At 50.1% G+C, this 19,046-nt stretch carries 16 protein-coding genes; 10 read left to right on the forward strand and 6 right to left on the reverse strand.

The features are described from left to right. From PRUB_RS06625 to purF, 7 genes are all read left to right on the forward strand, one after another. On the forward strand, positions 1 to 2,665 hold a 2,665-nt coding region (locus PRUB_RS06625; protein WP_277925337.1), incomplete at its 5' end, for a FimV/HubP family polar landmark protein. Positions 2,666 to 2,759: 94 nt separating this feature from the next. Then, positions 2,760 to 3,557, forward strand: coding sequence for a tRNA pseudouridine(38-40) synthase TruA (gene truA / locus PRUB_RS06630; protein WP_010382734.1), 798 nt, complete (start codon positions 2,760 to 2,762; stop codon positions 3,555 to 3,557). 166 nt (positions 3,558 to 3,723) lie between these two features. Continuing rightward, positions 3,724 to 4,599 carry an acetyl-CoA carboxylase, carboxyltransferase subunit beta gene (gene accD, locus PRUB_RS06635; protein WP_010382732.1) on the forward strand — a complete coding sequence of 292 codons (876 nt, stop codon included), beginning with the start codon at positions 3,724 to 3,726 and terminating at the stop codon, positions 4,597 to 4,599. Between the two features lie 21 nt (positions 4,600 to 4,620). After that, positions 4,621 to 5,883 (forward strand): bifunctional tetrahydrofolate synthase/dihydrofolate synthase, encoded by a 1,263-nt coding sequence (gene folC / locus PRUB_RS06640; RefSeq protein ID WP_040645778.1) that lies wholly within the window; start codon positions 4,621 to 4,623, stop codon positions 5,881 to 5,883. 12 nt (positions 5,884 to 5,895) lie between these two features. After that, positions 5,896 to 6,594 carry an SPOR domain-containing protein gene (locus tag PRUB_RS06645; protein ID WP_010382728.1) on the forward strand — a complete coding sequence of 233 codons (699 nt, stop codon included), beginning with the start codon at positions 5,896 to 5,898 and terminating at the stop codon, positions 6,592 to 6,594. Positions 6,595 to 6,655: 61 nt separating this feature from the next. Continuing rightward, positions 6,656 to 7,150 (forward strand): CvpA family protein, encoded by a 495-nt coding sequence (locus tag PRUB_RS06650; protein ID WP_010382727.1) that lies wholly within the window; start codon positions 6,656 to 6,658, stop codon positions 7,148 to 7,150. 18 nt (positions 7,151 to 7,168) lie between these two features. Beyond that, positions 7,169 to 8,695, forward strand: coding sequence for an amidophosphoribosyltransferase (purF, locus tag PRUB_RS06655; protein ID WP_010382726.1), 1,527 nt, complete (start codon positions 7,169 to 7,171; stop codon positions 8,693 to 8,695). A gap of 120 nt (positions 8,696 to 8,815) precedes the next feature. Here the strand turns inward: purF and PRUB_RS06660 are convergent, their stop codons facing one another. Continuing rightward, positions 8,816 to 9,415 (reverse strand): Yip1 family protein, encoded by a 600-nt coding sequence (locus PRUB_RS06660; RefSeq protein WP_010382725.1) that lies wholly within the window; start codon positions 9,413 to 9,415, stop codon positions 8,816 to 8,818. Between the two features lie 342 nt (positions 9,416 to 9,757). On the opposite strand from PRUB_RS06660, the gene miaE reads away from it, so the two are divergent. After that, the gene (gene miaE / locus PRUB_RS06665; RefSeq protein ID WP_010382724.1) at positions 9,758 to 10,549 is read left to right on the forward strand and encodes a tRNA isopentenyl-2-thiomethyl-A-37 hydroxylase MiaE; all 792 of its coding nucleotides are present in this window, start codon (positions 9,758 to 9,760) and stop codon (positions 10,547 to 10,549) included. Position 10,550: 1 nt separating this feature from the next. On the opposite strand, the gene PRUB_RS06670 is transcribed toward miaE, so the two are convergent. Together PRUB_RS06670 and PRUB_RS06675 are read right to left on the reverse strand one after the other, a co-directional pair. Next, positions 10,551 to 11,273: a UDP-2,3-diacylglucosamine diphosphatase gene (locus PRUB_RS06670; protein ID WP_010382723.1), complete on the reverse strand. Its 723-nt coding sequence runs from the start codon at positions 11,271 to 11,273 to the stop codon at positions 10,551 to 10,553. An 82-nt stretch (positions 11,274 to 11,355) separates the two neighbouring features. Continuing rightward, positions 11,356 to 11,850 carry a peptidylprolyl isomerase gene (locus PRUB_RS06675; protein ID WP_010382721.1) on the reverse strand — a complete coding sequence of 165 codons (495 nt, stop codon included), beginning with the start codon at positions 11,848 to 11,850 and terminating at the stop codon, positions 11,356 to 11,358. Between the two features lie 206 nt (positions 11,851 to 12,056). Between PRUB_RS06675 and cysS the strand changes: the two genes are divergently transcribed. Both cysS and PRUB_RS06685 read left to right on the forward strand, forming a co-directional pair. Continuing rightward, entirely contained in the window at positions 12,057 to 13,436 is a 1,380-nt protein-coding gene (gene cysS / locus PRUB_RS06680) for a cysteine--tRNA ligase (protein ID WP_010382719.1), read from the forward strand. 351 nt (positions 13,437 to 13,787) lie between these two features. Beyond that, complete coding sequence (locus tag PRUB_RS06685; RefSeq protein WP_155946437.1) at positions 13,788 to 13,964, forward strand: hypothetical protein; 177 nt, start codon at positions 13,788 to 13,790, stop codon at positions 13,962 to 13,964. On the opposite strand, the gene PRUB_RS06690 is transcribed toward PRUB_RS06685, so the two are convergent. The 3 genes from PRUB_RS06690 to speA all read right to left on the reverse strand — a co-directional run bounded on the left by PRUB_RS06690 (position 13,942) and on the right by speA (position 18,937). Next, a complete protein-coding gene (locus tag PRUB_RS06690) occupies positions 13,942 to 15,828 on the reverse strand; it encodes a hypothetical protein (protein WP_010382717.1) in 1,887 nt (628 codons plus the stop codon). The genes PRUB_RS06685 and PRUB_RS06690 overlap by 23 nt on opposite strands. A gap of 274 nt (positions 15,829 to 16,102) precedes the next feature. Continuing rightward, the gene (gene speB / locus PRUB_RS06695) at positions 16,103 to 17,023 is read right to left on the reverse strand and encodes an agmatinase (protein ID WP_010382716.1); all 921 of its coding nucleotides are present in this window, start codon (positions 17,021 to 17,023) and stop codon (positions 16,103 to 16,105) included. After that, on the reverse strand, positions 17,024 to 18,937 hold the full coding sequence (gene speA / locus PRUB_RS06700) for a biosynthetic arginine decarboxylase (protein WP_010382715.1): 1,914 nt from the start codon (positions 18,935 to 18,937) through the stop codon (positions 17,024 to 17,026). It abuts the gene before it with no gap. Positions 18,938 to 19,046 lie beyond the last annotated feature (109 nt).

The following is a 19,046-nucleotide window of genomic DNA, read 5'->3' on the forward strand; positions in this document are numbered from 1 at the left end:
AGAAGAAGAGTCTGAGATTAGTTCATTGACTGGTGCAGGCCACTTGGACGGTATGCTTGAAGAGGAAGAAGATCTTCAGTCATTGCACGATAAGGCCGAGGGCTCTGTTGAACTAGAGTTGGAGGTCACTGAGCCAGTTGCAGAGTTGGATGAGCCAGCATTAGCCGAAACAGAAGATGAGTTACTCGATGAGTTTGCCGAGGAGCTGGTTCACCCATCAGAAGAAGCTGAAACTCAGGCGCCGCCTCAGTTACAAAATGTCGATGAGCTACTAGAAGCGCTCGAGGCTGAAACGGATGACTTTGACACCGCACTGGACAACGATGTTGAGATTGACCTTGGTGATGACCCCCTCGCCGACGAAGACATAGATCTGTCAGAAGATGAAGAGCTTGCTGAACTTGATCCTGTTACGCCCAGTGAAGAGCTGAGCAGTTATCCTGAATTGCAGATGGACGAATTAGAGGAAGATGTGCTCTCCCTGGATGATGATCCTGAGTCGGCAATCAGTGAAACGGAAAGAGCACTCGCGCAAAGCCTGGAGCAAGATGAAGCCGCTGGCTTGCTGGATGATGGACTTGATGAAGAGGGTGACGATTTACTGGATTTCGGTGGTGACTTTGATGATCTGGATGGGCCCGATTTTGAAATAGAGCTCGAAGGGGATACTGAGCAGAGCGCAGAGCCAGTCGCAGAGCAGCTAGAGGAAGACACCTCTCTGGATGACGATTTAATGGATGAGGCGCTGGCAGATGAAGACTTCCCGGCATTTGATGAAGACGAAGCGCTCGAAGCAATGGAGGCTGAACCAGCAGCGGCGGAGCCGGAGGCAGAAGAGGCCCCTTCAGAAGCAGTCGAAGCAGAACAAGCGGAGCTAGCGGATGACGTGATGGCGGATGAAGACCTCCCGGCATTCGAAGAGAGCGACGCCCTTGAAGCGATGGAAGCAGAGCCAGCTGCGGCAGAAGAGACACTCGCAGAAGAGATCGCAGCACCAGAAGAGTTGCTGGCGGATGATGCGCTGGAAGACGAAGAATTCCCGGCATTCGAAGAAGACGATGCGCTAGAAGCGATGGAGGCGGAGCCAGCAGCGGTGGAGCCAGAGGCTGAAAAGGTCCCTTCAGAAGAAGCCGAAACAGCAGAAGAGTTGCTGGCGGATGACGCGCTGGAAGACGAAGACTTTCCCGCGTTTGAAGAAGACGATGTGCTAGAAGCGATGGAGGCGGAGCCTGCAGCGGTGGAGCCAGAGGCTGAAGAAGTATCTTCAGAAGAAGCCGAAACACCAGAAGAGTTGCTCGCGGATGAGGCGCTGGAAGACGAAGACTTCCCGGCGTTCGAAGAAGACGATGCGCTAGAAGCGATGGAGGCGGAGCCAGCAGCGGCAGAGCCAGAGGCTGAAGAGGTCCCTTCAGAAGAAGTCGAAACAGCAGAAGAGTTGCTAACGGATGACGCGCTGGAAGACGAAGACTTTCCCGCGTTCGAAGAAGACGATGCGCTAGAAGCGATGGAGGCGGAGCCAGCAGCGACGGAGCTGGAGGCTGAAGAGGTCCCTTCAGAAGCTGTTGAAACAGCAGAAGAGTTGCTCGCGGATGACGCGATGGCGGACGAAGATTTCCCCGCATTCGAAGAGAGCGACGCCCTTGAAGCGATGGAGACGGAGCCAAAGGCTGAAGAAGTATCTTCAGAAGAAGTCGAAACAGCAGAAGAGTTGCTCGCGGATGACGTGCTGGAAGACGAAGACTTCCCCGCGTTCGAAGAAGGCGATGCGCTAGAAGCGATGGAGGCGGAGCCAGAGGCTGAAGAGGTCTCTTCAGAAGAAGCCGAAACACCAGAAGAGTTGCTCGCGGATGATGCGCTGGAAGACGAAGACTTCCCTGAATTCAATGAAGAAGATGCACTCAGCGCCATGGCGTCGGAGCCTGAAGGGGAACTGGAGCTTGAAGATCTGGAGGATGACTTATCCGATCTGATGCTGACGGATGACGATTTGGCCGAACTGGCGCAAAGCAACCCAGAAGAAGCCGAAGTGTCTGAAGAGCCTGAACTCGCCCAAGAGCCAGATGCATTTTTGGATGAACTGGGGGAGCTGGCCGACGAGGATGACGCAGAAGTAACGCCAGAGCCTGACATTAATATAGACGAAGCGGCCATTGAAGATGAGTTTCTTGCTGAGCTCAATGACACTGATTTCAGTGCCTTACTCGATGAATCTGCGGAGCCGGATACCTCCGAAGTGGCCTTGTCAGAAGAACCTGAGCTGGATTTTGACGCGTTACTAAGTGAAGAGCTGGCTCAGGATCTGGAAATTGAGAATATCGATGAACCAGCTGACAGCGACCTTGTTGACACCGACACGGCAGAAGGGGATTTCCTGGAGATAGACGATTTGCTTTCGCAAAGCGAAGATGAGCCGGCGCAGGAAGAGCCCTATCAGTCTCCGGATATGGACGTGGGATTGGGAGATTTTGAAGAGCTGTTAGCTGGTGAAAATGCCACAGATGTTGACCTCGAAGAAGATGGCTATGCGGCCAAGCTCGACCTGGTTCGCGCCTACATTGAAATTGGCGATTTTGACTCGGCGCAAAACGCCGTTGAAGAAATTCTTGCTGATGGGCCAGAGTCGGTACAGGCTGAAGCACAGGCACTCCAAAAGCAGATCAAATAAGCCGTCAGCCACGAGTGGTACGATGAAATTGGTATTATCGGCAGCGATCGCATAAAATGCGCGGCTAAGTTCGAAATGAGAGTTTGAGTAGTTTATGCGTGTAGCTTTGGGGATTGAATACAATGGCGGTAATTACAGTGGCTGGCAACGTCAGTGTAATGTAAATAGTGTTCAGGAGGAGCTGGAGACAGCCCTGTCTAACATTTGTAATCACAAGGTTGACGTGGTCTGTGCCGGACGAACAGATGCGGGTGTGCATGCCACCGGTCAGGTCATCCATTTCGATACCCACGCTGACAGGGATATGAAAGCATTCACACTCGGTGTGAACTCTCAGCTGCCTGACGACATTGCCGTGCGCTATGCCACACCCGTCCATGACGAGTTCAGTGCTCGCTTTAGTGCAACGGCAAGACGCTACCGCTACGTGATTTACAATAGTGTCAATCGTCCGGGCATTTTACGCAGCGGCGTGACCCATTACTATCATCCGCTGGATGCAGAGCTGATGCAGGCCGCTTGTCCGGTGATGATTGGCGAGCATGATTTCTCTTCTTTTCGGGCAGTCCATTGCCAGTCAAATTCGCCGTGTCGCAATATCCATCATTTACAGGTCGACCGGTTTGGCGATTACATTGTTATTGATGTTAAAGCCAATGCATTTTTGCATCACATGGTGCGCAACATCACGGGATGTTTGATGGATATCGGGGTGGGCAAATACCCGCCAGAGTGGATGGCTGAGTTATTGCGTATTAAAGACCGTACTCAGGCCAGTGCGACTGCGAAACCGAATGGCTTGTATCTGGTCGATGTGGATTATCCTGAGCGCTGGCAGATCCCGTCAACACCTGCCGGACCGTTGTTCTTACCAGAAGTGACTATCCGCTAAATTAGTTGAATAATGACTAAAGCAAAACTGAGCGCGAGCGTCTTAATCATTTGATACAACTAAGACCAGTTTTTTATATCACTGATGTCTTAATCATGTTTTAATTGAGAAAATATGTCTGCTATTTGCAGAGAGCGACACAGATTGAGCACTAAGAGAGTTGCAAATGAGTTGGTTAGAAAAAATCTTACCTAAAACGGCTAAATCGACGGGCAAAAAAGAGATCCCTGAAGGCGTTTGGGCAAAATGTACAGACTGCGATTCAATCCTGTACAAAGCTGAGTTGGAAAAGTCATTACACGTTTGTCCTAAGTGTGATCATCACATGCGGATCAGCGCACGTAAGCGTCTGGAAAGCTTCCTGGACGATGGTGGTCGCGTCGAGCTGGGTACGCAGCACGAGCCAAAGGACGTACTCAAGTTTAAAGATTCGAAAAAGTACTCAGATCGTATCACTGCGGCACAAAAAGTAAGTGGCGAGAAAGATGCCCTGGTTGCCATGAAAGGTACCCTGAAAGGTATCCCGGTAGCTGCCGTTGCGTTTGAGTTTTCATTTATGGGTGGATCAATGGCCTCTGTCGTTGGTGCGCGCTTCGTCGACGCTGTGAACGAGTGTCTTGAGCACAATATGCCGCTGGTTTGTTTTTCAGCGTCAGGTGGTGCACGTATGCAGGAAGCCCTGATGTCATTGATGCAGATGGCTAAAACCAGCGCAGCTTTGGCTAAGATGAGTGAGCGTGGCTTACCGTTTATTTCAGTGATGACAGACCCAACCATGGGTGGTGTTTCCGCGTCACTGGCCATGCTGGGCGACATCAATGTGGCTGAGCCTAAAGCGCTGATCGGTTTTGCGGGTCCACGCGTTATCGAGCAGACGGTACGTGAAACCTTACCTGAAGGTTTCCAGCGCAGTGAATTCCTGCTGGAGCACGGTGCAGTTGACATGATCATCGACCGTCGTGAAATGCGTGACTCACTGGCACGTATTCTGGCCAAGTTCATGAACTTGCCTTCTACCGAACAAGAGCATAGAGTAGCGTAAATTTTTTAATTTGAGCGCACTATGTCAAAGACTACACCAAGCCAATCATCGACCCTGAATGATTGGCTTTGTTATTTAGAGCAATTACATCCCGCCAACATTGCAATGGGCCTGGAGCGCGTAGCGCAGGCTGCCAACAATATCGATCTGCTCAACAGCAGCAGTAAAATCATTCTTATTGGTGGCACTAATGGCAAGGGCACAACGGCTCGTTGCCTGGAAGCCATGTTGCTGGCACAAGGTTACAGTGTTGGTACGTATGCCTCCCCACATTTAATCCACTATAACGAGCGCGTACGGATCAATGGTAAAACTTTACCTGATCAGTCACATGTTGACGCCTTCTATGCATTGGATCAGGGCCGTGGAGAGGTTGAGCTGACGTTCTTTGAGTACGGCACATTGGGAGCATTATGGCTGTTTAAGCAGCACGCGGTGGATTACGTGCTCCTTGAGGTTGGTCTTGGTGGGCGTTTTGATGCCACCAATATTGTTACACCTTATGCCAGTGTGATCACCACCATCGATCTCGATCACAAGGAGTATCTGGGTGATACACGTGAGCTCGTGGGCTATGACAAAGCGGGTATTTTCCGCACAGACACACCTGCAATTGTAGGCGACCTGGAGATTCCGCATACGGTGACGGACTATGGTGAGGAAATTAACGCTGAACTTATTCTGTCAAAACGCGATTTCCACTTTACGCCCTTGCCCGATGGGTTGCGCTGGCAATATGGTGAGTACGACCTGACACTGGCTCAGCCTGCCATCCCTGCACAAAACGTGGCAACGGCATTAACCGTCCTTGCCAGGCTGAATTTATTGCCCGATGCCGAGCTGGTAAAGCAAACACTGGCTGAGTTACAAGTCGAAGGGCGGTTTATGCAGCTTAGCCAGCAGCCATTGATTTACACCGATGTGGCACATAACCCGGAATCGGCCCGTTACCTGAGAACGCAATTAATGCGTTTGAAAAATCAGGGCTTTAAAATTCATGCCTTAGTCGCTATGCTTGCTGATAAGGATAAAGCGAGCGTGATTGATGCCCTGTCAGATGTGGTTGAAAAATGGAGCTGTGCGTCTTTGGAAGGCCCCCGTGGCGAGCATGCTGAGCAACTACTCACCTTGTTGCCTGCAGCGCACTGTGAGCACAGTCAGGTATTCCCGAGTGTCGACTCGGCCCTGCAAAGTCTGCTTCCTCAGCAACACCAGGACACGGCACTGATCATATTTGGCTCATTTGTGACTGTGGCCGCGGCCATGCAGTACTTTGAACAGTAGAGAGCAATAGTTGTGAACTCAGGATTTATTAACCGACTGGTCGGCACCTGCATTGTTGTGATTGCAGCGGTGGTGTTTATACCCAATATTCTGGATGGCGAAAAGGTCCATTATAAGGAGGGGTTTAAGCCTATCCCGGAACGTCCTGAGTTCTCAACCATAGAATTAAAAACACGGATCGATGAACGTGCATCACTGGCCACTGAGCCGATGGCAGAAACAGTTGAAGACATCAAAGCGGATGATGCCAAGTTGAGTACTGATTTATCTTTGTCTGAATCGAGTGAGGAAGTGTCCGAAACTGTGCATACAGACCTTCCTGAGGTGGATCAAACCACAGCAGTGAGTGAAGGCACTGTGCAGCCTGAGCCAACTGCACCAGCAGCTGAATCAAGTCCGGCACCAACAGCCACACCGGAAGTAAAGAGCGAGCCGTTAACGCGCCCTGAATCTTCTAACTTTACGCAAATGGCCTACGTGATCCAGCTCGGTAGCTTCTCACATAAGTCCAATGTCGACGCGCTGACGAAAAAGCTTACCCAAAATGGATTCAAGACCTTTACCCGTCCGGTGAAAACGCCCAATGGGACCTTAACTAAAGTGTTTGTCGGACCAGATTTAAATAAAGCAAAACTCGAAGCTAAGCTCCCAGAATTAAAGAAATTAACTAAGTTAAACGGCCGCCTGACTCAATTTACCGTGGTAAAATGATCTGGTAATTGATGGGCGTGTCTTATAGAATGCGCCCCAAATTAACGACTTATTGGTTTATATGATCTGGGTTGATTACGCCATCTTTGCAATTGTCGGTATTTCGACAGTGTTTGGCCTGATGAGAGGTTTTGTAAAAGAAACCATGTCACTCGTGGTTTGGATCGGTGCCTTTTTCATATCCAGTTTATTCTACCAATATCTTGCAACCTTCCTGACCTTCATTTCAGAACCCCTTTTAAGAAATGCCGCCGCAATCGCCATACTTTTCATTGCGACACTTGTGTTAGGTGGGTTTGTCAATTATATCTTAGGTGAACTCGTACAGCGTACGGGCTTGTCTGGTACCGATCGCCTGGTTGGCATTGTGTTCGGTGCGATGCGGGGCGTGCTGGTCGTTAGCGCCACGTTGTTTTTTCTGGATGCCTTCACCAAAGCCCCCGATACATCGTGGTGGCAGGCATCCCAAGTAATCCCTGAATTTGGCTTTGTAATAGAATGGTTTTTTTCCTATCTAGAACATAACTCAAGCTTTTTGAATTCAGCAAACCGTTAATCGGCGAGGAAATTTTTAATGTGTGGTATCGTTGGGATAGTCGGAACATCTCCTGTTAATCAGGCGATTTATGACGGCTTAACTGTTTTGCAACACCGTGGCCAAGATGCAGCCGGCATCATTACCATTGACAACAATACGTTCAGCTTGCGCAAGGCCAATGGCCTGGTAAAAGACGTGTTTCATACCCGTCATATGAAGCGTCTGCAGGGTAACATCGGCATAGGGCATGTGCGTTATCCTACTGCGGGCTCTTCCAGTTCGGCAGAAGCTCAGCCTTTCTATGTGAATTCACCGTTTGGTATCGCGATGGCGCATAACGGTAATTTAACCAATGCAGAAGAGCTAAAAGAGCGTTTGTTCACTAAAGCACGTCGTCACGTTAATACAACGTCTGACTCTGAAGTGCTGCTGAACATCCTGGCTTATGAGTTAGGTCGTAACGATAAAATGAAGCTGGATGCGGCGGATATGTTTAACGCCATCAGCGAAGTTAACCAACAGGCATCTGGTGGTTACGCGACCATCGCGATGATCATTGGTCATGGTATTCTGGCTTTTCGTGACCCGCACGGCATTCGTCCACTGGTATTCGGTAAGCGCGAAACGGAACGTGGTGTTGAATACATGTTCGCATCTGAAAGTGTGGCCTTGTCTATCGACGGGTTTGAATTTGTTCGTGACGTTGCGCCGGGTGAAGCCATCTATGTGACTGAAGACGGTCAGTTCTACTCGCAGATCTGTGCTGACAAAACCATGCACGCGCCGTGTATTTTTGAGTTTGTTTACTTTGCACGTCCGGATTCGAACATCGACAACATGTCGGTTTACGCGACTCGCGTCAACATGGGTACTAAGCTGGGTGAAAAAATTAAGCGTGAGTGGGCAGATAAAGACATTGATGTTGTCATTCCTATCCCAGAAACATCTTGTGATATCGCACTGGAAATCGCGTCTGTACTGGACTTGCCTTATCGTCAGGGCTTTGTGAAAAACCGCTACATAGGCCGTACTTTCATCATGCCAGGTCAGGAGCAACGGAAGAAGTCGGTACGTCGTAAGCTTAATGCCATTGACAGAGAATTTGCTGGTAAAAATGTACTGCTGGTGGATGACTCTATCGTACGTGGTACCACATCCGCGCAGATCGTTGAAATGGCACGTGATGCAGGCGCTAAAAATGTGTACTTTGCATCGGCTGCCCCCGAAGTACGTTTCCCGAATGTCTATGGCATCGACATGCCATCGGCTGCGGAACTCATCGCGCACGGCCGCGACGTGGAAGATATCAATGCCAGTATCGGCTCAGACGGCCTGATCTATCAGTCTATTGCGGATCTGAAAGATGCGGTTGCGCTTGAGAATCCAGATATCACACGCTTTGAAACCTCGGTGTTTGACGGCCAGTACATCACCGGTGACGTTAATCAGGATTACCTGAACCGCATTGATGCACTGCGTAATGACTCAGCAAAATCGACACGTGAAAAAGCGATGTCGGCCAGTCTGGAACTGCATAATCAGGAAACGGGTGAAGGCGAATAATCTTGTCTCGTTCGTTTAAAAAAAGGGCCGCTATTGCGGCCCTTTTTGTTAGATTTCTATAGGATAAAAGCAAAGGAAGCGAGCTGACCTATGCACCTCAGTGGGGCATAAGCGCGCTCCCTAGGTAAATGTAGGACTGATTATGCCATTCGTCCACAATATCGCGGTTGCAGCCAGAATTATCACCAATAAAACCAGGCCACAGGTCACCACTGAGCTGGCATAGATAAAGCCACGCTCTTCCGGTATGTGCATCAGAATGGGCACACCTGTGTAGAGCAGATAGACCGAGTAGGCAAGTGCTGCCAGGCCCACCGAGACCACAAACCACAACTCAGGATAAAAGGCGGCAAAGGCCGACATAAACACGGGAGTCGCAGTGTACGCCGACAGTTCCAGCGTTTGTGTGTAGGTTGGTTTAGCGCCGAAAGTGACGGCCATCCAGTGTGCCAGATAAGACAGTGCGAATACGCCAATGATCAGAGCAAAATACATCGCAATGCCAATCAATACGGCACTGTTATGGGTGAGGAAAACATCATCCCCGGTGCCTATTTTCCAGCCAAGATAAACGGAAGAATAATAGCCCATTAAACTTGGGATCAGGGCAATCAAGGCAATGTGAGATAGACTGTAGGTAGCGCTTTCGTGGCGGTTGTCTATGGTTTGCCACTCTTCAATTGGGTGGGCATATAAGCCCCACAGATGATTTAAAATCATAACGAGCCCCTCAAAAAAGATTGTTGTCCGACGTGCCTAAGTTGCCCGGTGATCACGGGTGCAATCCTTGTCTTTTATAACAGCTTAGTAACATCATGAGCGGATGCGGCTAATCTGCGTAATCACCATAAAAACGGGGTCACTGGCGACGCCTGTGAGTATGAAATTTATACAACATCACTTTAGTTATGAAAGATTGGTTAATTTTTGTCAAGAAACAAATCTGAAATCCCAGCGTCTTTGATCTGGCACAAACTTATGTTAACTCGCAGGCTCTCATAGTGTCCCTTGGCACGCTTGTGGTAGAATAAAGGCAATTTTTTGCGAATGATTATCTGAGACATGTTAGAGAAGTATGCCGATCTGCTGGCACCCATTTATCAGTTTCTGGGATGTGAAACGCCCGACAGCTGGATAGACGAAGCGAAAAAACCAGCACATCTTCAAGCCTTGCTGGTTGATCACATGCACTGTGAGCTGAAAGCCGCACAAAGCGCCGCTTTTTTAATCCGTAAATATGCCGTAGATAACGCCTCTGCGCAGACTTTACTGGGCTGGATCAAGCCTTATGAAGACTTTGTCTATCGTAAAATTGGCGATGGCCAGTTTAGTGCCAGTAAGAATGAGCTCATTGGTAGCTTAACCGCTAAACCCGAGTATGCCTACAATCAGGATATACTGGATAAAATGGTGCGACTCATCAAAGAAGAACTGCATCACTTTGAGCAGGTGCTGGATATCATTAACGAGAAAGGGTTGCGGGTCCAGAGCCTCAACGCATCCCGTTATGCATCCGGGATGATCAAGCATGTGCGTACGTTTGAACCCGCTGCATTGATTGACAAACTGATCATCGGGGCTTTTATCGAAGCGCGCTCCTGTGAGCGGTTTGCCAAACTGGCCCCGTATCTGGAGCCGGATATCGGACGCTTTTATGTGTCGCTGCTGCGCTCAGAAGCACGGCATTATCAGGACTATCTGGAATTGGCACAGCAAGTTGCCGACGCCACGGATCCACAGCGATTCGATATTGCGGCACGCGTGGGTGAATTTAAAGAGATCGAAAACGCGCTGATCTTAACGCCAGACAGCGACTTTAAATTCCACAGTGGTGCGCCACAACTGGTTGCGTGAGCTAGTCTGAAAAAGGATGCTGAGTGAGGGTCTGACCTTGCTCAGTCGCCACCAGATAAGAGCTTTGACTATACCAGTCACCTAACACCGTGCGGGTCTGGTCAGTATAATGATGGACATCAGGCCTGTGTGTGTGGCCATGGATCATGTTGCTGACTTTGTAGCGTGCAAACATGGCCAGTACGGCTTCCTCGGTCACATCTAAAATTTCCGGCGCTTTCCCCATCTGGCTTTGTTTGCTTTTCTCTCTGGCATTGCGTGCCACCCGGCGACGATACCATAAGGGCATAGACAGCATTAGTCTCGGCCACCACCAGCCACGGCTTTTTTTACGAAATTTCTGATACACCTCGTCCTGTGTACACATTTCATCACCGTGTAAAATGATGGTCGGAGTGCCGTACAGGTCAATCACAGTTTGCTCTGGTAGTAACGTCATGCCGCACAGTTTGGCGTAGTGCTGACCCACCAGGAAGTCCCGGTTGCCATGGATAAAGAACAATTTAATACCACGCTCGGAAATGGCGCGCAGCTTAGTTGCAATCTCCAGTGCCAGCGGATTGCCTTCGTCATCGCCAATCCAGACCTCGAAAAAGTCACCTAAAATGTACAAGGCATCGACGTCATCCTGCATATGTTTACTGAGAAAACGATAAAAGGCGGCAGTGATGTCAGGGCGGTGCTCGGTTAAATGCAGATCAGAAATAAAGTAGCTTTTGCGCATGGAGACAACTTCAGGCTAGGGCAGGAAAGGAGAAGAGGGAGGTATGCGTGATACATCCCTCTCAAGCTGTAAAAGCAGTCGTTTACTCAGCAACGAATGCTTTTTCAATCACAACATCTTCCAGTGGTACATCCTGATGGAAGCCCGCAGAGCCAGTCGCGACGTCTTTAATCTTGTTCACGATGTCCATGCCTTCAGCAACTTCACCGAACACACAGTAACCCCAGCCTTGTGCCGTTTCACTGCTGAAGTTCAAAAAGTCATTGTCGTTCACATTGATAAAGAACTGAGCTGTTGCAGAGTGTGGATCTGGTGTACGTGCCATTGCCAGCGTGCCTGTTTTATTGGCAACGCCATTATTGGCTTCGTTTTTAACCGGCGCACCGACTTCTTTTTGGTTCATGCCAGGCTCGAAACCGCCGCCCTGAACCATAAAGCCATCAATAACACGGTGGAAGATAGTGCCGTTGTAAAAACCAGACTCAACGTACTTTAAGAAGTTCTCAACCGTTGCCGGCGCTTTGTCAGCAAACAGATTGATTTTGATATCGCCAAAGTTTGTTTGTAAAACAACCATAACAGGTCCTTGATTTACATGTTTCATATTAGGAGCCTATTTTATAGCACAAATTGATAACTACAAAGTCCCACAGTGGTCGAGCGGCGAAATTGTCAACTAACTGTTACTTTTTCATCCACTGAGCGCAGGATTTTTTATAGAGCCAGAGCGGTGCAAGTGATATGATTGCAGGGAATTTGGATAAATTTTAGGAATAAAGCTACATGTTGCAGATCTACGATACACTGACACGTCAAAAGACTGAGTTTAAACCGATTGTGGAAGGCAAAGTAGGCATGTACGTGTGTGGTATCACTATCTATGACTTCTGCCATGTAGGCCACGCCCGTACTTATGTCTCTTTTGACGTCATGAATCGCTACCTACGCCATTTAGGCTACGAAGTAACGTATGTACGTAATATCACGGACGTGGACGATAAAATCATTAAACGTGCCGCAGAAAACAACGAAGAGATCAATGCACTGACCGTACGTATGACCAAGGCCATGCACGAAGACTTCGAGGCGCTCAATATTCTGCCAGCAGACATTGAGCCGACAGTCACCGGTCATATGGACGAGATCATCGAAATGATTGAGCGCCTGATTGAAAAGGGTCATGCCTATGTCGCCAGTAATGGCGATGTGCTGTTCGATGTTTCTACCTTCGAAGACTATGGCAAGCTGTCTCAGCAAGATCTGGATATGCTTCAGGCGGGCGCGCGCGTTGAAGTGGCTGAAGGCAAAGATGATCCACTTGACTTTGTATTGTGGAAAAAAGCCAAAGCCGGCGAGCCTAGCTGGACATCACCCTGGGGTGAGGGACGTCCAGGCTGGCACATTGAGTGTAGCGCAATGAGTTCTAAGCACCTGGGTGAGTTGTTTGATATTCATGGTGGTGGCTCGGATTTACAATTTCCACACCATGAAAACGAAATCGCGCAGTCATGCTGTGCCAATAATGGGTGTTATGTGAATACCTGGATCCATACTGGTATGGTGCAGGTAAATAAAGAGAAGATGTCTAAATCACTGGGCAACTTCTTTACCGTGCGTGAAGTGCTTAAAGCGTATGACCGCGAAACTGTGCGTTATTTCCTGATCAACGGTCACTACCGCAGTCAGTTGAACTACTCACAGGAAAACCTCGAACAGGCACGTTCATCATTAGAGCGTATCTACACGGCACTGCGTGGTGTTGAACTGGTTGAAACGGAACTGGCAGGCAACCCGTTCGTTGCACGTTTTGAAGCGGCGATGAACGATGACTTCAACACCCCAGAAGCGCTGCCGGTGATTTTTGAACTGGCCAAAGAAGTGAACCTGCTGAAAGACTCAGATGCCAAAGCGGCGGGTGAACACGCCTTTATCCTGGTAAAACTGGCGGAAGTACTGGGTATTGCTCAGCAAGATCCGGAAGCCTTTTTACACGGTGACCAGGATGAAGACGAAGTGGCAAAAATCGAAGCCCTGATAGAGCAACGCAAAAACGCTCGCGCTGACAAAGACTGGGCCGCAGCCGATGCTGCCCGTGATGCTTTGACCGCAATGGGTGTGGTACTGGAAGACAGTGCCGGTAAAACCACTTGGCGTAAAGCTTAACATAAAATAATATAAGAACTTTTTATAAAGGCATATGTACTGGCATATGCCTTTTTTCTTTTCTGTAAGCTCAGTTTCGGAGCGTGTATTCTTGTATAAAAAACAGCGTTTTTGGCATTATTTTCGTTATGTTGTCTGGAAATAGGCCCGAAAGTGAGGTTTTACGGATTTAATTTAACATGAGAAGGTGATTGCTCGTTCAAAGCCAAAGACCAGGAACGAGCCGTATCAATTAGCACTATCTTGGGGTATAAGTTGATAAAGCTTTTAAAGTCATAGCGATGGAAGAGATAGTCACTGCCTGCCATGATTAGTGTATCGTCCGGCTGCGCGACTTCTTTAGTAAAAAATTTGAAAAAATGTCAGATTGATGACAAACAAACCGATAAGGCGTTGTTTTGGTTCGTTGGTAAGGGCTTCGAAGCCTTGCTTCGGCCTGAAATCCGTGACAAAAAGATTCTTAAGCAAATACAGGTTGCCAGCAGCTGCTGGCAACCGCATCGTATTAGCGAGCAGGTTGCACGCTGACTGGCACGTCACCAGCAGGTTGGCTATTTGCACGGTTCCCATCGTTTAGGCTTTGTTCACATCTTGCCCACCAACAGGGCGTCTGCTCAATAAAGCTCTGCACGGCATCGAATTTATATGCCTGCTCACGGGGTTGAGTCTGATATTCCTTAAGCGGAAATGCGCCCCAGCTATCCCAGCGGCCGATGCTTTCAAATACCACATATAAACCCGCACCGGAGTTTCGCCAGTCACTCAGGTGACTGGTAAAGGCTGCTGCCATGCGGGGGTCGCGATTGGCGCTCAGGAATAAGGCCTCGCTAATGGTATCGCGGCCATCACGAATATCTCCAGCGTAGGTGAGGTGCTGGCCGCCCTCATAAGCTGCCAGCATTAGGCCGTCTTGCTGGGCCAGTGTCAGGTTGCCCTGAATATTGTCTCTGGCCTGTGCCAGTGCGCCATGCTCAGGTGCCTGCCACCAGGGCGGCTCATCGGGGTTGTAAGTCAGGCCGTAGAGCACGCCTGACTCCATTTCCTCGAACAGGTTATTCAGGCCTTCAGCGCCGTTACTGGCCCAGTCTCGTAAAATAGGCAGGTATTTTTGATCGGCAAAGTATCCGGCAAAGTAACTGCCCACCGCCAGCACATCCATGTTATCAGCACAGCGTTGACCTACACCCGCTGCATGGATGGGACAGTTCAGTGCTTGCTCGCTTATCCAGGGTACTCCAGTCTGGCCGCCCATTACGCATTGTATCCGGCCGGCATCCTCTGCAAACTCAGTCTTAATGATGTCGCACATCTGCGCGCTGCGCAGTCCGTAATAGTTCATGCGATATTCAATGTCGTGGTAGCTGGTGTCGGGCCACAGGGCTTTACCTTGCTCTTCCAGATACAGACCATCGAAAATATACGGCCAGGCGTTGTTCCACAGCTCGTTACCAAACTCCACATAAATGGCAGAGTCGCCTTCGCTTTGCGCCTTCAGCAGCCGGGCAAACTGGCGGATATAGTCATCATCTACCCGAACCGGAAGCGTGTACCAGGGCTCGGCACCCAGCTTGTTACTCATGGCAATGGCCACTTCATAGGGGCTGCCGCCATTGAGTGCCCAGCTGGCGTAATCGTACTGGTTTCTCTGCGCCCAGTGCTGAACCGGGTTGTCTATGGTGCTGAGCAGCTGCATAAAACGCAAAGTACGGAACTTGCGCATATCATCCAAAAAGAGTGGATGGAATAGACGTTCCTGATAGCTGTGCTCGAATGAGATAAATTGCTCAGTGTTAGCACAGTCTGCAGAACTGGCGGCATAATCCGTAGCGGCATCACTGCAACTACCGCCCGGGGCAATAATACGGATATTGCGGATGTGGTTGCCGGTATTGTCTGGGTCGGTGGCGTGGATCTGCAAATGGAAGAAACTGTTTGCAGCCATACGTACCACATCGCGCCCGGGTTCCGAGCTGATGAGTTCGGGGCCCGAGTAATAGAGCTCGCCTTCGCCCTCATATAAAACCACAAACTCGCCAACCGGGTGGTGCGGGTTATCGTGATAAATAATGGTGGTGACATAGTGAAAAGGCGCATCGGGTGAGTCGCCCGGTAAAGATCGCGGCCAGCCTTGCTCGTCCAGGTCCAGCAACGCTTGATCGCCGGTGTTGTATTCCCAGGTATGAGCATTACTGGTTGCCCATAGCTGACCGCTGCCGTTAGAAGCATGCTTCATGACATCCAGCGTGGTCCACTGACTTGACCAGTAATTAATGCCGGTAAGATTAATCCCCACGCCTGAGTTGGCGTTATCGCTGGTTGCTGCCAGCAAAGGAAGAGCTAGGCCGAGCGATAAAGCCCCGGCTGTGAGGGTTGCATTAGTAGGTGTTTTCATAAGTTTGACCATTCCAATTGACCAAAAAGACGTCATCCATTTTGTTGCAGTACGTTGTACAGTACCGTGCGTTCTTGAATTAAGTGCACAGCACTGAGTGACAAAGCGTTCTACACCCCGCAAAAGGCGGTGTCCAGAGTAACCGCCTTTCACTCAGCAATAAATTAGCAGTGATGGTAAATAAAAAGGATACGAAAAAGGCATGGTTTGGGACGTTTTTTGCGCGGAAGCTTTGTGTTGAAAGCAACAAAAAAGCGCCCGCAGGCGCTTTAAATTATTTGTGGCGAATGGCCCATAAATGGAGCAATTCGTAGGCGATGGTGGCCGCGGCGATAGCCGTCAGCTCGCTCTGGTCATATGCGGGAGACACTTCCACCACATCCATATCAACGATATTAATCCCCTGCAGTGCGCGCAGGATCTTCAGCACTTTGTCGCTGCTGAGACCACCACAGACCGGCGTGCCTGTACCGGGCGCAAATGCCGGGTCCAGGCAGTCGATATCAAAGGTCAGATAGACCGGCAGGTTGCCGACTCTGGCCTTGATCTGCTCGGCAATGGTCTGTGCATCCATATCATTAGCCCGCATCGCATCAACGACGGCAAAGCCATGATTGCTTTGCTCGAACTCTGTGCGGATCCCAAGCTGAATGGAGTGCTTGGGGCAGATCAGCCCTTCTCTGGGAGCATGAAAGAACATAGTGCCATGGTCATAGCGTGAGCCTTGGCTGTAGGTGTCGGTATGAGCATCGAAATGCACCAATGCCATTTTGCCATGTATCTTTTGATGCGCCCGCAACAAGGGCAGGGTGACGAAGTGGTCGCCGCCCAGTCCTAGCAAGGCCTTACCCTGATAGAGGATCCGCTCTGCCGCCAGTTCCAGCTGCGCGGTAAAGTATTCCGGATCCCCGACCGGATAAGTAAAGTCTCCAGCATCGTGCAGGCTGATTTTATCCCATAAGGCAAACTGCCACGGATAGCGTTTGCCTTCCCAGGCTAAGTGAACCGACGCACGACGGATCGCATCCGGACCCAGGCGGGCACCAGGGCGTCCCGAGGTTGCCAAATCAAATGGCAACCCCAGTACCACCACGTCGGACTCAATATGGACGATGTCGCGCACCATGGGCTGACGTAAAAACGTCATGCCGTTTGAGTATAACGAGTGGTCGCAATGGTCGAACAACTGCGTCACTTAGCACTCCTCCAGATAGGTGTAGCCTTCCAGGCCCGATGCCAGCTCGGCCAGACACATGGCCTGATCGGCGTGGTCCAGTCGGGTACTGACCTGGGCAATAAAATTCTCTTTAAATGCTGCTACGTCCAGGTGTACGTAACGCATCATATCTGCCACGCTGTCGCCTGCATCGATGTCGTCCATTTGTAGCTGACCTCGTGCATCAATCCTGGCCACCACACTGTGCGTGTCGCCAAACAGGTTGTGCATGTCGCCCAGGATCTCCTGATAGGCACCGACCAGGAAAAAGCCCAGCAAGTAGGGGGCATCTGCGGTGTATTCAGGCACAGGCAGGGTGCTTTCAATGCCCTGACCATCGACATAATGATCCACCGCCCCATCTGAGTCACACGTGATGTCCAGCAGCACCGCACGCTTTTTGGGCGCCTGTGTCAGGCCGCTCAGCGGCAGCACAGGAAATACCTGATCTATACCCCAGGCATCTGGCAAAGACTGGAATAAGGAGAAGTTCACAAAGAACTTGTCAGCCAGCTTGGTGCTCAGCTCATCAATGATCGGGCGGTGAAAGCGGTTTTTATTATCCATTCTTTGCTGCAATTCGTAGCAAATACGCAAATTTACTTGTTCAGCCCAGGCGCGTTGTTCCAGCGACAGCATGCCCATGGCAAATTGTCCGTGCACTTCCGCCAGGTCGCCTTGCGTGTCGTGATAGAGCTCAATCAGTGCTCTGTCGTCGCTTTGCTCGCTCAGTGCCTGCCATGAACGCCACATATTGCGCAGCAGCTGAGGTGCATCGCTGGTAACCGCAGTCAGCTGTTCCGGCTGATAACTCTCCGTGCCTACCACATCGGTGATCAGTACCGCATGGTGTGCCGTTAGTGCCCGGCCCGACTCCGAAATAATCGTCGGCATCGGCTGGTTATACTGCTGGCAGGTATCACCTATGGTATAAACCACGTTATTGGCGTACTCGGCCAGACTGTAGTTCATAGAGTTATGCGACTGGCTGCGTGTACCGTCATAGTCCACCGCCAGGCCGCCGCCCACATCCAGTATGGTCAGGTTAGCGCCCAGTCTGCGCAGCTCACAGTAAAAACGCGCCGCTTCGCTCACACCCAGGCGTACATCCCGGATATTGGCCATTTGCGACCCCAGGTGAAAATGCACCAGTTGCAATGCACTCAGCATATTTGTTTGTTTTAGCTGCTCAATCACAGTTAATACCTGGGAAGCGGACAAACCAAATTTAGACTTTTCACCGCCGCTTGCCTGCCACTTACCTTTGCCCTGCGAAGCCAGACGGACACGCAGGCCCAGTCTTGGCGTTACATTCAGCGCTTTGGCCTCGGCCAGTACCAGATCCAGCTCGGAGCGCTTTTCCAGTACGATATATACCCTGTGGCCCAGCTTTTCGCCGATCAGTGCCAGACGAATGTATTCACGGTCTTTGTAGCCGTTACACACGATCACCGCACTGGTTTTTTCGCTCAATGCCAGCACGGTCAATAGTTCAGCTTTGCTGCCCGCTTCAAGGCCCAGCTGTTTTTTCTCTTTCCCGTCCTGACTGGCGATCAGCCCTTCAACCACTTCTCTTTGCTGGTTTACTTTGATGGGATACACCAGTAAATAGTCTTTAGGGTATTGGTAGTCTGATATTGCCGTATTGAACGCCTGACAGATGTCATTGACGCGTTGCTCAAGGATCTGCGGGAACCTCACTAAAGCCGGTAAACCATAGCCCTGCGCTTTAATCTGCGCGGCAATGTGTGTCAAAGTAACGGCGTGCCCCGGGTTATCTACTGTTAGCATGGCGGTTACCTCTCCCTGATCATTGATACCAAAGAAGCCCTGGCTCCAGTGGCGCACGTTGTAGCATTCACGTGCCTGCTCAGAAGAGATCAAATCTGTCATTAACGTTCCTTAATAGGTAAAAGTGGTTTCAATAAGTTTTGGTGATGGGGCGCATTAAACGGACAATCGACTTGCGTGTCTAACAAGAAATTTTGCTCTTTACGAGTGA

Source organism: Pseudoalteromonas rubra, from assembly GCF_000238295.3.
Lineage (GTDB): Bacteria > Pseudomonadota > Gammaproteobacteria > Enterobacterales > Alteromonadaceae > Pseudoalteromonas > Pseudoalteromonas rubra.